Origin of the sequence: Pleurocapsa sp. FMAR1 (assembly GCF_963665995.1) — a bacterium.
Lineage (GTDB): Bacteria > Cyanobacteriota > Cyanobacteriia > Cyanobacteriales > Xenococcaceae > Waterburya.
The window spans coordinates 4068146-4082067 of the sequence record NZ_OY762512.1 but is presented as its reverse complement, the minus strand read 5'-3'; the positions used below and the strand labels follow the sequence as shown (position 1 = coordinate 4082067).

15 protein-coding genes and 1 riboswitch are annotated in these 13922 nt (G+C 40.0%); of the genes, 12 read left to right on the top strand and 3 right to left on the bottom strand.

Annotation, left to right across the window (positions count from 1 at the left end; all coding sequences use genetic code 11):
- The first annotated feature begins 46 nt into the window (after positions 1 to 46).
- A complete protein-coding gene (panD, locus tag SLP02_RS19960; RefSeq protein WP_319422470.1) occupies positions 47 to 481 on the top strand; it encodes an aspartate 1-decarboxylase in 435 nt (144 codons plus the stop codon).
- Between the two features lie 7 nt (positions 482 to 488).
- Positions 489 to 1370, top strand: coding sequence for a 4-hydroxybenzoate solanesyltransferase (locus SLP02_RS19955; RefSeq protein WP_319422469.1), 882 nt, complete (start codon positions 489 to 491; stop codon positions 1368 to 1370).
- Here the strand turns inward: SLP02_RS19955 and SLP02_RS19950 are convergent.
- Positions 1367 to 1510 carry a hypothetical protein gene (locus SLP02_RS19950; protein ID WP_319422468.1) on the bottom strand — a complete coding sequence of 48 codons (144 nt, stop codon included), beginning with the start codon at positions 1508 to 1510 and terminating at the stop codon, positions 1367 to 1369. The two genes, SLP02_RS19955 and SLP02_RS19950, sit on opposite strands and share 4 nt — an antisense overlap.
- Before the next feature lie 172 nt (positions 1511 to 1682).
- Here SLP02_RS19950 and SLP02_RS19940 point away from each other — a divergent pair, with 172 nt between their 5' ends.
- From SLP02_RS19940 to SLP02_RS19905, 8 genes are all read left to right on the top strand, one after another.
- A complete protein-coding gene (locus SLP02_RS19940) occupies positions 1683 to 2816 on the top strand; it encodes a hypothetical protein (RefSeq protein WP_319422467.1) in 1134 nt (377 codons plus the stop codon).
- A 180-nt stretch (positions 2817 to 2996) separates the two neighbouring features.
- Entirely contained in the window at positions 2997 to 3395 is a 399-nt protein-coding gene (locus SLP02_RS19935) for a hypothetical protein (protein WP_319422466.1), read from the top strand.
- Positions 3301 to 3828 carry a hypothetical protein gene (locus tag SLP02_RS19930; protein WP_319422465.1) on the top strand — a complete coding sequence of 176 codons (528 nt, stop codon included), beginning with the start codon at positions 3301 to 3303 and terminating at the stop codon, positions 3826 to 3828. Before SLP02_RS19935 ends, SLP02_RS19930 begins: the two co-directional genes overlap by 95 nt.
- A 192-nt stretch (positions 3829 to 4020) precedes the next feature.
- Positions 4021 to 4962 (top strand): metal ABC transporter substrate-binding protein, encoded by a 942-nt coding sequence (locus tag SLP02_RS19925; RefSeq protein ID WP_319422464.1) that lies wholly within the window; start codon positions 4021 to 4023, stop codon positions 4960 to 4962.
- A 57-nt stretch (positions 4963 to 5019) separates the two neighbouring features.
- On the top strand, positions 5020 to 5811 hold the full coding sequence (locus SLP02_RS19920) for a metal ABC transporter ATP-binding protein (RefSeq protein WP_319422463.1): 792 nt from the start codon (positions 5020 to 5022) through the stop codon (positions 5809 to 5811).
- Positions 5804 to 6706 carry a metal ABC transporter permease gene (locus SLP02_RS19915; protein ID WP_319422462.1) on the top strand — a complete coding sequence of 301 codons (903 nt, stop codon included), beginning with the start codon at positions 5804 to 5806 and terminating at the stop codon, positions 6704 to 6706. Before SLP02_RS19920 ends, SLP02_RS19915 begins: the two co-directional genes overlap by 8 nt.
- A gap of 124 nt (positions 6707 to 6830) precedes the next feature.
- Positions 6831 to 7412, top strand: coding sequence for a hypothetical protein (locus tag SLP02_RS19910; protein ID WP_319422461.1), 582 nt, complete (start codon positions 6831 to 6833; stop codon positions 7410 to 7412).
- Positions 7413 to 7499: 87 nt separating this feature from the next.
- Positions 7500 to 7647, top strand: a riboswitch (cobalamin riboswitch).
- Between the two features lie 478 nt (positions 7648 to 8125).
- Positions 8126 to 8509, top strand: a complete 384-nt coding sequence (locus SLP02_RS19905) for a DUF1636 domain-containing protein (protein ID WP_319422460.1) — start codon at positions 8126 to 8128, stop codon at positions 8507 to 8509.
- A gap of 36 nt (positions 8510 to 8545) precedes the next feature.
- Here SLP02_RS19905 and dnaG read toward each other — a convergent pair whose 3' ends face one another.
- Positions 8546 to 10510, bottom strand: coding sequence for a DNA primase (gene dnaG, locus SLP02_RS19900; protein ID WP_319422459.1), 1965 nt, complete (start codon positions 10508 to 10510; stop codon positions 8546 to 8548).
- Positions 10511 to 10615: 105 nt separating this feature from the next.
- Between dnaG and ruvX the strand changes: the two genes are divergently transcribed.
- Positions 10616 to 11059 (top strand): Holliday junction resolvase RuvX, encoded by a 444-nt coding sequence (gene ruvX / locus SLP02_RS19895; RefSeq protein WP_319422458.1) that lies wholly within the window; start codon positions 10616 to 10618, stop codon positions 11057 to 11059.
- 47 nt (positions 11060 to 11106) lie between these two features.
- Here ruvX and SLP02_RS19890 read toward each other — a convergent pair whose 3' ends face one another.
- Complete coding sequence (locus SLP02_RS19890; protein WP_413467403.1) at positions 11107 to 11826, bottom strand: hypothetical protein; 720 nt, start codon at positions 11824 to 11826, stop codon at positions 11107 to 11109.
- A 537-nt stretch (positions 11827 to 12363) separates the two neighbouring features.
- On the opposite strand from SLP02_RS19890, the gene SLP02_RS19885 reads away from it, so the two are divergent.
- Positions 12364 to 13632: an ATP-grasp domain-containing protein gene (locus SLP02_RS19885; RefSeq protein ID WP_319422456.1), complete on the top strand. Its 1269-nt coding sequence runs from the start codon at positions 12364 to 12366 to the stop codon at positions 13630 to 13632.
- The last annotated feature ends 290 nt before the right edge of the window (positions 13633 to 13922 follow it).

The following is a 13922-nucleotide window of genomic DNA, read 5'->3' as shown; positions in this document are numbered from 1 at the left end:
CTGGCTTTGCAGTCTATGATAAAAAGAGCGGGTTAAAAGGAGATTGATGACTCAAATTAAGTTAATGCACGGCAAGCTTCATCGCGTCAGGGTTACAGAAGCTAATGTAAATTATGTTGGCAGTATCACTATCGATCGAGACTTAATGGACAAAGTTGGTATCCTGCCTTTAGAAGAAGTAGATATAATTAACCTAGAAAATGGTAAACGCTGGTCTACCTATGCGATCTCAGGAGAAGCAGGTACAGGAGAAATCTGCCCTAATGGTGGTGCAGCCTTGCTATGTAAACCTGGAGATCTCTTGATTATTATTGCCTATGAATATTGCGATCGCGCTAAGGTTATGAGTAGTGGACATCAGGCAAAGGTGATTGTAGCTGATGAAAACAATCGCTGTCAAAAGTTTATTGAACAGAATCTGGTTGTCAATGGCGATCGCCTAGAGCTATCTCAACCGTCCAATTCTCGTAATCCGAACTGAGAAACATATGACTCAGGAGCAAATTAAGAGCGAACCAACTTGGCAGAAGGTAATACGTCTGTTGCGTTGGGATAAGCCAGCAGGAAGACTAATTTTGATGATTCCTGCCCTGTGGGGTGTATTTTTGGCTGCTAAAGGAACACCTCCTGTTCTTTTGGTGGGCGTAATAATTTTAGGTACTTTAGCCACTAGTGCAGCAGGTTGTATAGTTAACGATCTCTGGGATAAAGATATTGACACCCAGGTAGCTAGAACAAAATCTCGCCCTTTAGCATCCCGCGCCCTGTCAGTAAAAGTGGGAATTGCTATTTTTATGGTTGCTTTAGTCTGTGCTGCCATACTAGCCATTTATCTTAATCCTCTCAGCTTTATTCTCTGTGTAGCTGCTGTTCCTTTGATTGTTTTCTATCCTTTGGCAAAGCGTGTATTTCCTGTTCCTCAGTTAGTTTTATCCTTAGCTTGGGGTTTTGCAGTGTTAATTAGCTGGACTGCTGTAACGGCAACTATTGAACCTGCTACCTGGTTACTTTGGGGTGCAACCGTAGCCTGGACGATGGGTTTTGATACAGGTTATGCCCTATCCGATCGAGAAGATGATTTAAAAGTTGGCATCAATTCTAGTGCTATCTTTTTTGGTAAATATACCCCAGGCGCGATCGCTATTTTTTATGCTATTACAGTAGGCTTGTTGGCTTGCTTAGGCTTGGTGCTAGCTTTAGGTTTGGCTTTCTGGGTTAGCTTGGCTTTGGCTACGGCTGGCTGGACATGGCAATATCTTAAACTGCGTCAGCCAAATATCCCTCGATCTGTTTATGGCAAAGTTTTAAAACAAAATGTCTGGTTAGGTTTTATCTTGCTGGCGGGAATGATTTTAGGTTATTTAGCTTAAAGATTTATCAGATTTATTTGTAGAATTTGAATAGGATTTAATTTGCTAGTGCGATCGCTTGTCACATCTAATACTAAATTCTCTAAATCCTTGTCGGCAATATTTAATTCATGATTATTCATTCCTAAAAAAGCTTCCATCACACCTAAAGCTGTTCGCTTATTGCTATCAATGAAAGAATGATTCTTAGGTAGTGCTAAACAAGTAATGATGAATTGTAGTGATGGATGAAATACCAAATAGCACCTATATGATTTTCGACAGACTTAGAAAAAGACAAAGTTGTCTTGGCGAGCATTCCCTTGCGCCTAAATGCGGAAGTGCGCCTTTCTGTCGACGCGCGCAGATGCGGCTAAAGCCTTAGATGCGGGGAAACCCTCACCGCCAGCGTGGAATAGCAAACCAACTTCTTTACCTACTCTGTGGGCGCAGTTAAATCGTAAAATGCGTCTTCCTGATGTTAGGGGCGAACGGCTGTTCGCCCCTACAGAATATCAAATTGCTTTACTTACCAATTTGGCTGCATTATTTTCCATTGCACGAGATATTAATAATCGTCCTTGGGCAAATATCCGCATCCAGCTATGGCTGAGAGAGTTACGGCGCATGGTAGCTAATATTAGCGATCGCCCTGCACTAGCTTTTGCTGACGATCTGACTACGGAAGAATCGGGCAAAACTCTGTCTGTAATCCACTGTCGCGAATGTGGTGCTACTGGTTGGGGCAGTTTACGACGCAATCATAATGACCAGCAGCTTGGTAGAGATCTTAGATCGTTTTATACGGCATTCTTTAATCGTAATCCCCTGATTGCTTTTATCTTTCCAACTAAAAATGACGAAAAACACGAAGAAAAAGAAAGGATTGAAAGAAAACTGTGTCAGGACTGTCTGAGGCTGAATATTCCTAAAGCTACTCACTGTCATACTTGTAATGGAAAAAACTTACTCTTAGTCATCGAACCGAATATAGTGCGGCAAAGAAGCAATAACGGTTCTAAATGGCGAGAATCTAGTCATGATTGCCCGTTTTATAAGGCAAAAAATAATCTAGCTATTTTAGGTTCGCGTGCTGCTAGTTTGGCTAGTGCTGCCATTGGTACTCTGTTTGCTTCTACCTATAACGATGATAAAAAACTAATTACCTTCTCCGACTCCGTACAGGATGCTGCCCATCGCGCTGGTTTCTTTGCTGCCCTTACTTTTAGGACTACTTTACGTACCGCAATTAAACAGTATCTAGACGAACGAGGTAAGGGCAAAAACTTAGATGAAATCATTCCTGAATTTAAACAATATTGGCGATCGCAATTAGGTTCGGATACAGATTACGTCGCGACTTTTATTCCCTCGGATCTAGAGTCGCTGTATGAATGGGAAGAGTTAAGGAAATTAGGTAAATGTAGTCCACAGTTAAAAGAATATTGCGATCGCCGTTTGGATTAGGAAATAATCTCCGAACTAAGTCTTAAAACCTCTTTTGGTGGTTTTTTAGAACAAACTGGTACTTGTGCTGTAAGGGTCAATGTCGAACAATTACACCAAGCCACAGCAGAAGTATTAATTAAACTGCAAAACGAACTGGGACTACATCATATAAGCGATCGCACAGTACAGCAATTCATCTTGGGCATTATTCATTACATGAGGCAAAAAGGCGGAATCTTACATCCTTCAACCAAACAATATATAGAACAGGATGGCAATATTTTCTTACAAAGACCAACATTCATGCCCAATATGGGACCCGCTTCGCTTAAACCGAGTTATCCCATAGAAGCCAGAACTCATCAGCAATTTGAACCAGTTATTCTTAAAAACTCTACTTGGTGGGAGAATTGGGCGTTTAAAAATTTCTTCGATATGCAAGAAGCTACCTTAATTGGCGCACAAGCACCAGCTATTTATCAACATACTTTTAATACTCTAGTTGAGTTTGGTCTTTTGGGCGATCGCCATACCAATAAAAACGCTAAAGTTTGGGGCATCGAAACCGCAGCAATACACAATAGATATAGATACTAAAAATTTATCCTGTTCTAATTGCCATCACTCTATTGTCGCTGCTTCTACAGAATTATCTTTATGGCAAGGAATGTCTTGTTTGCAGTCTCAGTGTTCGGGACATTACGAGGAGACAACAGCAAAACTAAACTTTTATAAAAACCTCTACTCCAAGGGTAATGTCAGACGCATTTTTGCCCAGGAACATACGGGACTACTAGAAAGAGAAGCTAGAGAAGAACTAGAACGTCGCTTTATCTCTAGTCAACATCGTTCTAATCCCAATTTACTCTCTGCTACCTCCACCTTAGAAATGGATTTAGTTCGACAATTTTGTGGGGCATTTTTTTCAAGGATGTCATTTGGGCGATCGCTTCAAGAAGCCGTTGCGAGGCAAAGCGGTCTTGAGGGTTTCCCTCATAGAGCTATTGCCGAGGGCGAGGCTATTGAGTAAGAAAGGGGTACTAGATGCGGACAAGTCCTTTCTCGCATCTGCCCCTAAAGAGTTCGACATCAAAAAGCATTTCCGTGCAGCAAAGACCACACTTCATCGCTTTATCTGGAGTACATAGTTGCTATCGACTCAATTATGAGAAGAATATGAAAAAAGTGATATGATGATGAAATCAGGTTCACTTTTTTTTCTATGGCACAAATTATTTTGAGACGAGGCATTATCTTATTCTTTAGCATAACGCTAGGGATGTGGATTGCTGGCTGTAATGGGACAGAGGAAACTTCATCAGCAGACACCGAAGCTAAAAAGAAAGTCCTTACTACTTTTACTGTCATAGCAGACATGGCTCAAAAGGTGGCAGGGGACAAGCTGGTTGTGGAATCGATTACTCGCGTTGGCGCAGAAATCCACGGCTACGAACCTACACCTAGCGACATAGTAAAAGCCCAAGATTCTGACCTGATTCTCTACAACGGCTTGGGTCTGGAACGCTGGTTTGAGCAGTTCTTAGGCAGCGTGAAGGATGTGCCCTCGGTGGTACTGACAGAAGGAATTAAGCCGATTCCCATTGCGGAAGGCTCTTATGCTGACAAACCCAATCCTCATGCCTGGATGTCGCCTCGCAATGCGCTGGTCTACGTCGAGAATACTCGTAAAGCATTTGTGAAACTAGATCCAGAGAACGCAGATACCTACAACGCCAATGCAAAGGCATATAGCCAAAAACTAAAAGCCATTGATGAAGAGCTAGAAACGGACTTGCAGCAAGTACCCGAAAACCAACGCTATTTAGTAAGTTGCGAAGGGGCATTTTCTTATCTTACTCGCGACTATGGCATGAAAGAAATTTATATGTGGCCTATCAATGCCGAACAGCAGTTTACTCCCAAGCAGGTACAGGGCGTAATTGAATCCGTGAAAGCAAACGATGTGCCGACTATTTTTTGTGAAAGCACCGTCAACAATGAAGGACAAAAACAGGTTGCGAAAACAACAGGGGCAAGGTTTGGGGGCAACCTCTATGTAGATTCCCTTTCCACCGAAGAAGGGCCAGTTCCCACCTATTTAGATTTACTCGAATACGATGCCCGCACTATTAGTAATGGTTTGCTGGCGGGTAGTAATAAGTAGCCAAGGGGTACCCCCCGCAGGGAGTAATAAGTAAGTAAGTAAGCAATTTAAAAGATTATGCAATCTGCAACTCAAACACTCGATATCAGCGTCAATAACCTCAGCGTTACCTACAGCAATGCTAAATTAGCTCTTTATAACGCTAACTGTACTGTAGAACCAGGCTCTATCACTGCTTTAGTAGGGCCAAACGGCAGTGGCAAATCTACCTTATTTAAATCCATCATGGGTTTTTTAAAACCCAGCCAAGGACAAATTCGCGTTGCTGGTCTGCCCGTGCAAAAAGCTCAAAAACGACAGTTAATGGCGTATGTGCCTCAGTCGGATGAAGTGGACTGGAATTTTCCCGTGAGCGTATTTGATGTCGTAATGATGGGACGTTACGGCTACATGAACCTGTTGCGTATCCCTGGTTCTAAAGATCGTCGGCTGGTGATGGAAAGTTTAGAGCGAGTGGGTATGATTGATTTTCGCACTCATCAAATCGGCGAACTGTCTGGAGGTCAGAAAAAACGAGCCTTTTTGGCGCGGGCTTTGGCTCAAGAAGGTAAGGTAATTTTACTCGATGAACCCTTTACGGGAGTAGATGTTAAAACAGAAAAACGGATTATCGATCTGCTGATCCAGCTACGGGACGAAGGACACACCATTTTAGTATCCACCCACGATTTAGCTTCGATTTCCACGTTTTGCGATCGCACTATTCTTCTCAATCAAACTATTCTTGCGTCTGGAACAACTGAAGAAACCTTTACCGAAGAAAACTTAGCCATGACCTTTGGTGGTTTACCAGTTAATAGCCTACGTCAGATGTTTCATAATTCTGAAGTAAAGGCAAGGTATGAGTAATTTAACTGCCAATATTCCCCTGGTAGACTGGCTGATTGAACCCTTGCAGTATGGATTTTTAGTTCAGGCTATCTGGGTTAGTGCTTTTGTCGGTTTAGTCTGTGCGGTGCTTTCTTGCTACATTACCCTTAAGGGCTGGTCACTAATGGGAGATGCGGTTTCCCATGCGGTTGTGCCAGGGGTAGTAGTGGCATATGCCCTCAATATTCCCTTTGCTATCGGCGCGTTTGTCTTTGGATTTGGGGCTACAGTGGCGATTGGCTATATTAAATCAAAAACTCGCCTTAAAGAAGATGCCGTTATTGGCGTAGTGTTTACTGGCTTTTTTGCCCTTGGTTTGGTGTTGGTAACAAAAATTCCTAGTAATATTGACCTATTTCATATTCTGTTTGGCAACGTTTTGGGCATATCTCAACAGGACATCATTCAAACTTTGATTGCAGGTACGATCACTCTGGTGGTGATTTTGATACGACGTAAAGACCTGCTGCTGTTTTGTTTTGACCCCAATCACGCTAAAGCGATCGGTCTTAACACCCAGCTTATGTATTATACCCTGCTTTCGGTGCTGGCTCTTACCATCGTCACTGCCCTACAAACCGCAGGTATTATTTTAGTTATTGCCATGCTGGTAACTCCAGGATCGACAGCTTACCTGTTAACCAATCGCTTTGACCATATGCTAGGAATTTCTATCGCTACCAGTGTCTTCTCTTGTGTAGGTGGGACTTATCTTAGCTATCATTTTGACGTATCTACAGGTGGAGCGATCGTGGTACTAATGACGGTGCTATTTGTTGTGACAATGGTATTTGCACCAAGGTACGGCATTTTGGCTCAGAACTCTCAACGGCACCAAGAGCCTGTTTTCGATGGAACAAAGAAGAAACTTTAAAGAGCGATCGCGAAACACTCCTTATAAGTATTGCTTTAATTGAATATATTTTGATCGATGTGCAATTTTACGCTTAAAAGTTAGAATCGGTGTTTGATAACTACAAGCATTGATTTCTAAGTTCATGAAAAAATTAGCATATGTTGGGCTTGTTAGTCTTTTGAGTTTATCTGTAGTTTCATGCAGTGAACAATTTGATAATCAAGAGCTATCAACAGACTCAGATAAAGAAGTAACCAACGAGCAAAAACTAACATACTATGCAAACGACCTCGGTATTAGAGTATTACACTCTTCTTTAATATCTATTAACAAGCTTGGTGCTGCCCACTCTGCGTATGATAACGAAAATCAGTGCCTAACCACGATGGAGTTTACAACAGCACCTCAGTTATGGGAACCGCCTTACTATAAAATCTTAGAATCTGCTACTCAGGGCGAAAAAAAGGAATACAATTTACCAGGAATTACTGGAATCAACACTGTTAGTCAAGAAGAAAATTTATCAATTTTTTATGGCGAACTTTTATCTTCGCCTCTTGCAAGTAAGGTTTTGCAAATTCGTACTGCTAATTTAGAATGCCAAGAATTACATTTAACTATTTTGGATGGTATATATCAGCAATGTAATGAAATAAGAGCTAAAGTCAGGTTAACTCAGTGCGATAAATGTATCAACTTTATTCTATGTAGAAAGTTTAAGTAAAAAGATTGCTTTAACTATAAACAAAGATACTTAGTGAAAAAATTGAGCTTAATTACTAACAATTATTGCTAAGAAAATAATAATATGATACCTTAAACATTATTCGGTTCTAATGAAAATCAGCCATTAGAAGTAATGGGGAAAGATTGGTGTAAATCCAACGCTGTTCCGCAACTGTAACGAGAAGATTAAAACTCTCTAAGTCAGAATGCCCGCCGATGCTAACACTACATGAACAAACTAATCTGCGAGGTACAGATGTTTAAACACTTTCTAGTTTCAACAACTATTTATTATCTGTTTGGAATATTGCCCACCACGTTACGGCAGCCCACAGAGTAATTATTAAACGCAGTTTTACCAAGATTTTAAGCGCGATTCCCAATAGCAATATTTTGAGTAAATTGATTATTACTCAAGCTGTTTTGCTGGCAACATTAGCAACTAAATTGATTATTCTAATTGCTAAAAGTCAAGCCAAGAGCTATCAGAAAATAGTGTTTCAATCGCTATACAGAATAAATCTGCTTGGGTAAAACCTAATAAATGATCAACCAGTAAATAGGGTATGAGATTGTAGTTGATTTAGGTTAGCAATCTACTTCATACCGCATAGTTTTTGATGCCGATTCGCTCTCAATTTGATTCTTATTATTAATCGAGTTGTCGTTCTTTTTTCCTTATTTTAATTCACCTATTTTTTTGAAATCACCATGACTGAACATACATTATTAGTTTGTAGCCTGTGTCGCTTTTCCGAGACTCAAAAAAAGAAACACGGACTGTCGGGAGGACAACACCTGATCGAAGAACTGCAAAAAGGTTTGGATAATTGTGACTGGAGCGATCGCATTACTATCCAACCCGTATCCTGTATGGCAGCTTGTCGCCGTTCCTGTGCCGTTACTTTAGCTGCTAATGATAAGCTGACCTTTGTTTTGGATCGACTTGCACCTATAGAATCTGCACCCGATTTATTAAAATTTATCGAGCAATATGTTACCTCGCCCCAAGGGAAAGTTCCTTACCGAGAACGTTCTAAAGCTATTCAACAAGCTACCTCATTTATTTTACCCCCCTTAACCAATTCTCATTAATTAAAGTGTATTGCATAATTAAATTATGTAAAAGATCTACTGAGTAATGGGATCTTGAGAGAAAGCCAAGCGTATTTGTTCTAGTTGTCTAATTTTTTCGACGGCGGTTTGAATTTCTTGGTAATGATATTTCATTAGCTTTAAATCTGTAGCAGGATCGAGATTCTGTAGCTGTTCTGCACAGTAGATCTGACGCTTTTGGTAGTTTACCTGTTCTAGAGAAGCGATCGCTTCTGCTACTCTTATATCTGCCCGAAAAACATCTTCTTGGGTTTTTTCATCTAAATGAAACAGTTTTGTCACTGTATTCATTTTTTTAGGAAAATCTAAACTACGGTTATGTAATTCACTTAATAGTGGATTAGCATTCTCTAATGATGGACGAGGTAAATTATCTTCAATGGCGATAATTTGTTGCCATAAAAACCGATGAACAGCAATGCTAAATAATAAGTCTTTGCTTTCTAGCTGCTCAATAATCTGCTCTCGATATCGAGAATAATGAATATAAATCCTCAGCAATAAAGTTTCTGCTTGTTCTAATAGTTCACTTTCAGGATGACTGGCGATCGCAAAAGCTGGTTTAGCTGAGTCAGAATTATTTTTCTGCTGCTTAGTAAAATTTCTCTGATATCTAGGACGAGGCGATTTGATTTGTGACTTGAGGGTAGCCAGATTTTGTAAAACTAGTCTGGCATCTCCCTGACTAAGAAGTTCGGCACATTGAGTTAAGTAATGGTTGCGTTGATTTGCATCCTGTAATTTATTTAACAGCACGATCATTGCTGCTGCTACTTGTTGAAACTGATCGGCAGCCTTCATGCTTTTGTCTGCCGTTAAGCGGCTAATTAGCCAATCCAACCATAAGGGGGCAGCTTCTAAAGCCTGATAATATAATACTGCGCCATCTTCCCTGCTTTTAACAAATTCATCCGCATCTTTGCCACCAGGAAGATTGAGAATACGTAGCTGTACTACTCCGCCATAGACTAAATCTTCGACTTCAGCGATCGCTCTTTCTGTAGCTTTTTTGCCAGCATCATCCGCATCAAAGTTAAGAATTACCTGTTTAGAAGGAGTAAAGCGCAGTAGCTGCTTAAGCTGATTTTGAGTAAAGGCTGTACCCAAAGATGCCACCACATTACCAATACCTGCTTCGTGAAGTGCGATCGCATCAAAATAGCCTTCTACTACCACTGCACAGTCAGCTTGGCTGATATGAGTCTTAGCCCGATCTAAGGCAAACAAAGTTTTACTTTTATCAAATAGAGGTGTTTGGGGAGAGTTAAGATATTTTGGCTGATCTTCTTCCTTCAGACTCCGACTACCAAAGCCGATAATTCTGCCCTGGATGTCCATAATGGGAATCATTAGGCGATCGCGAAATACATCGTAATACCCGCCACCTGTTTTACGGGGTTTAATTAATCCTGCTTGTTCAACAAAATTAACAGGATAGCGTTTTTGCTCAACTAAATATCGATAAAGGGTTTCCCAACCCGCAGGCGCATAACCTAGTTGAAACTTACTGATAGTTGCGTCTTCTATCTGTCTTTGATGACGCAAATAATTAAGTGCAAATTCTCCAAAAGACTGATGGAGAGCGTGTTGATAAAAGCTGGACGTGACTGCCAAGATTCGATATAGTTCTTCTCTAATACCTAGCTGACGCTGAATTTCTTGTCTTTGCTCAGGCTCAACTGTTTTAACTTCTACCTGATAGCGACGTGCTAGATCTAAGACAACCTCGGCAAAAGACTGTTTGCCAATCTCCATCAAAAACTTATAGGCATTTCCCCCAGCACTACAGCCAAAACAATAATATAGCTGCTTGTCCTGACTAACGCTAAAGCTAGGAGTCTTTTCGTTGTGAAAAGGACATAAACCCAGAAAATCTTTGCCTCGTTTGCGGAGAACAATATGCTCTGAGATGACATCAACAATATCAACTCGCTGCTGTACTTCTTCAATTGTATCTGGATGAAGTCGGGGAACTTTCACTCGTGTTTGGTAAACTTAAATGATTCGCAATCCTTATAATAATCAATTTTGAGTTACGTAAACTGAAATAAATCTCTCAGATTCTAATAATTACTATTGGTCACCATGAAAAAAGTTTCAGCTTTGGGGTTGGATGTTGGTAAAAAGCGTATGGGAGTAGCTGGTTGTGATGGCACAGGCTTGATTGCTACTGGTCTAACTACTATTTATCGAACTTCTCTGGCTGAAGATATTCAGCAATTAAAAGAAATAATTAAAGAGAGAGAAGTTGAAACATTGGTTGTCGGTATGCCCTACACTTTAGAGGGACATATTGGCTCACAAGCAAAACAGGTTCAAAAATTCGCTGACCAAATAGGCAATATTCTCCAGTTGCCGATTGAATATGTTGATGAGCGTCTAACCTCTGTCGAAGCAGAGGCGCAACTCAAGGCACAGAAAAAATTCTCAACCCGTAATAAAGGCGCGATCGACCGCCACGCAGCAGCAATAATTTTGCAACAGTGGCTTGATATTAGACGCTCTAAAATGATAAGAGATAGAGGATGAGGAACTGAGAAGGCAGCAATATTTTATTTCCTCATCCATCATCCTTATTAAATTGGCATAGGATCTGAAATACTAATATCTTTTATGGGTTGTTTCGTCAAACACTGCCAATGACAAGTAAACAGATCGGGCTGTTGGGTTTTAAGGGTTATTAGAGCAGGTGCAGCAGGGAAGGGCCATAGTCTATCAAACACAATCTCCCCATTGTACAGACTAAACTGAAGTAGGTAGGTTGCTGGTGGCGCATCTAAATTTTCTAATAATTTTTCGGCTAAACTATGAAGAGATTTAAGCTGGCGACTTGGTATTGCCACAGGCTGCTCATAAGAATTGGGCATAGAGCCTTCACCAATTATCTCTGCATATACAAGTTCATCAGATAGAATTATTGGTAGCCATAAATGTCCTAACCAAGAATCACCTACGCTTGTTTTAAAGCCTAAATTTGTTTCTACCCAACGTCTTCTAGCATTAACGTCTTTACAGGCAGAATATATTTGCTTTTGAGCAAAATCGAAATATTCTGGCACTTGAATGGTTAAAGGGCAGTAAATTGTCTCTGAATCCCTATTTTTCTTAATAACTTTAGAGTTAGAGTTTTTAGACCAAAGAGTTGCCGCCGAAACAATCTCCACCTCCGTTGATGAAGAATTTTCGGCGATACTTCGCTGTAAGGCTTCAACCATTTTTTGCGTTACTGGCGACGCTGCAATTAGCTTTCCTTGTTCACTAACGTCGGCATTGATGATAATTACAACTTTTTCCATTCCCCTTCCATCGTTATAAAATTTTGCCATAGCTGTCATGAGTCGAACAGTATTTTTTCCGAGATACTTGAATACTTGATGATTAAATTGCTAATATTACGCTTCTCGCTGAGTAAAAAAATAGTTCGTGATATTTGTAGGGCATAGTTGAATTATGAATTTATCTAGTTGGGAGTTGTAAACTAACAGTAACCGCAGCCAAAGCAACAAACTTTAGGCGATACTAGAATACAAGTGTAAAATGCTGGTCGAAAGCCTCGACATAATCATCATACTTGCTGTTTTTAAGTAGTCGTTTATATCTACATCAAGTCTAACTTTTAAGCAGTACTTATCATAGTTGCTTCTTGACTAAATTTTCAAGATTAGAGGCAAATAACTTAATAATGTAAACATAAGGTAACAAAATAACTTGAGAATAACGAATTAGCTACCTTAAACAAGGGTTAAGTAAGAGAAATTAATTTAAGATACTAATTTCTAAATGCTGTTTTTAACCCAAATCTAGTTTACAAATTACCAATTTACAATTAGGATATGGAACTACTAGAATATCAGGCTAAAGAATTGTTTAAGATGGTGGGTATTCCTATTCTACCTTCTCAGACTATCAAAGATTCTAGAAAAATTAAGCAACTGCAAATTCCTTATCCAGTCGTTTTGAAGTCTCAAGTTAGGTCGGGAGGGAGAGGCAAAGCGGGAGGTGTCCGTTTTGCTGCTAATACTATTGATGCGATCGCGGCGGCTAGGATTATCTTTAATTTGTCTATTTTAAATGAATACCCTGAATTTATTTTAGCAGAAGCTCACTATAATGCCGAGAGAGAGTTTTTGCTGGCAATAGTTCTCGACTATGATTTACAACGCCCTGTGCTGCTTGGTTCGGCATTAGGAGGCATGAATGTAGATTCATTGTTGGCTAATTTACAGCAGGTAGTAGTCGAGTCAGAATTTTCTATATTCTATGCCCGTCGCCTAGCTGCCAATATGGGACTATCAGGTCAATTAATTTGCTCTGTTAGCGAGATTATTGCCAAAATGTATCGCTTGTTTGTCGAAAAAGATCTAGATTTAATTGAAATCAATCCTTTGGGAGTTAATAGCAAAGGAGAGTTGATGGCACTAGATGGAAAAATTACGATTAACGATCACGCGCTGGCAAGACAACCTATAGTTGAAACCTTGAATTTTTCTCAATATCAAATACAAGCTAATCAACATAATGTTGTAAAATTTAACCAAGATTTTGCTCAGGCTAGATGGCGTTGGTTAGATTGGCAAAATAGCGCAGGTAAAATTGCCATAATCTGCAACAGTTTTGATTTGGCGTTATTGACATGGGACTTACTTGAGCAAAATAAAGTTTCTCCTGCCTGTGGTGTTTTAATTGCCCAGAGCCTGAGCAGCACAGAAAATAACCCTAAATATCAAGAGCAAATAGCAGAAATTCTCGCCGAACTGGAGTCGGTGTCTGGCATAAAAGCTATTTTAGTCAATATTTGGGAGACAGAAGCGGTCAGTCGAGAAGTTATTGAGGCGATCGCTAATTATGCCCAATCAATCGCTAAATCAGCCTCATCTGCTAATGAACAGCCGAAAGCCGAAAGCGATCAAGCAAATAAGCCTACATCTATCAAGCAGACAAAATCTTTAACACCAGTTGAACTCGACCCTCAACCTCAGTTTATCTTACGATTATTAAATAAAGACAATCTAAAAGATATAAAAATTACCGAGACTATGTATTTGTCTAGCAATTTAGAAGCAGCAATTGCCCAAGCCATAGCTGTGGTTAAATCAAATTAAAGGTTTTTTTTGTTCAAACTTGTTAAAAGTAAAGCGGTGAGACCCCGCGTCGCCGACAGGCGCAAGGGAACGCTCACCAAGAAAGAAGAATATATTTCATACTAAATCCTGTTGGTATAGGTTACTTAAAAAAGAAGTCCCGAAGATTAATTCATCCCCCAGTCTCCTAGTCCCCTCGTCTCCCAGTCAGCCTACATAAATAACCTCTGTCAATCGGATTTGGTATCATAGCTGAGTTGATGAGTTTTGATTCTGATTTGAACCGCTCTAATTTTTTTAATAGAAAGTTT

Excerpts from the sequence above, each read along its gene's own strand:
- SLP02_RS19920 (WP_319422463.1), top strand. The coding sequence starts at position 5,020 with ATGCAATCTGCAACTCAAACACTCGATATCAGCGTCAATAACCTCAGC.
- ruvX (WP_319422458.1), top strand. The coding sequence starts at position 10,616 with ATGAAAAAAGTTTCAGCTTTGGGGTTGGATGTTGGTAAAAAGCGTATG.
- SLP02_RS19940 (WP_319422467.1), top strand. The coding sequence starts at position 1,683 with ATGCGGAAGTGCGCCTTTCTGTCGACGCGCGCAGATGCGGCTAAAGCC.
- panD (WP_319422470.1), top strand. The coding sequence starts at position 47 with ATGACTCAAATTAAGTTAATGCACGGCAAGCTTCATCGCGTCAGGGTT.
- SLP02_RS19955 (WP_319422469.1), top strand. The coding sequence starts at position 489 with ATGACTCAGGAGCAAATTAAGAGCGAACCAACTTGGCAGAAGGTAATA.
- SLP02_RS19885 (WP_319422456.1), top strand. The coding sequence starts at position 12,364 with ATGGAACTACTAGAATATCAGGCTAAAGAATTGTTTAAGATGGTGGGT.
- SLP02_RS19910 (WP_319422461.1), top strand. The coding sequence starts at position 6,831 with ATGAAAAAATTAGCATATGTTGGGCTTGTTAGTCTTTTGAGTTTATCT.
- SLP02_RS19925 (WP_319422464.1), top strand. The coding sequence starts at position 4,021 with ATGGCACAAATTATTTTGAGACGAGGCATTATCTTATTCTTTAGCATA.
- SLP02_RS19890 (WP_413467403.1), bottom strand. The coding sequence starts at position 11,826 with ATGGAAAAAGTTGTAATTATCATCAATGCCGACGTTAGTGAACAAGGA.
- SLP02_RS19915 (WP_319422462.1), top strand. The coding sequence starts at position 5,804 with ATGAGTAATTTAACTGCCAATATTCCCCTGGTAGACTGGCTGATTGAA.
- SLP02_RS19950 (WP_319422468.1), bottom strand. The coding sequence starts at position 1,510 with ATGGAAGCTTTTTTAGGAATGAATAATCATGAATTAAATATTGCCGAC.
- SLP02_RS19905 (WP_319422460.1), top strand. The coding sequence starts at position 8,126 with ATGACTGAACATACATTATTAGTTTGTAGCCTGTGTCGCTTTTCCGAG.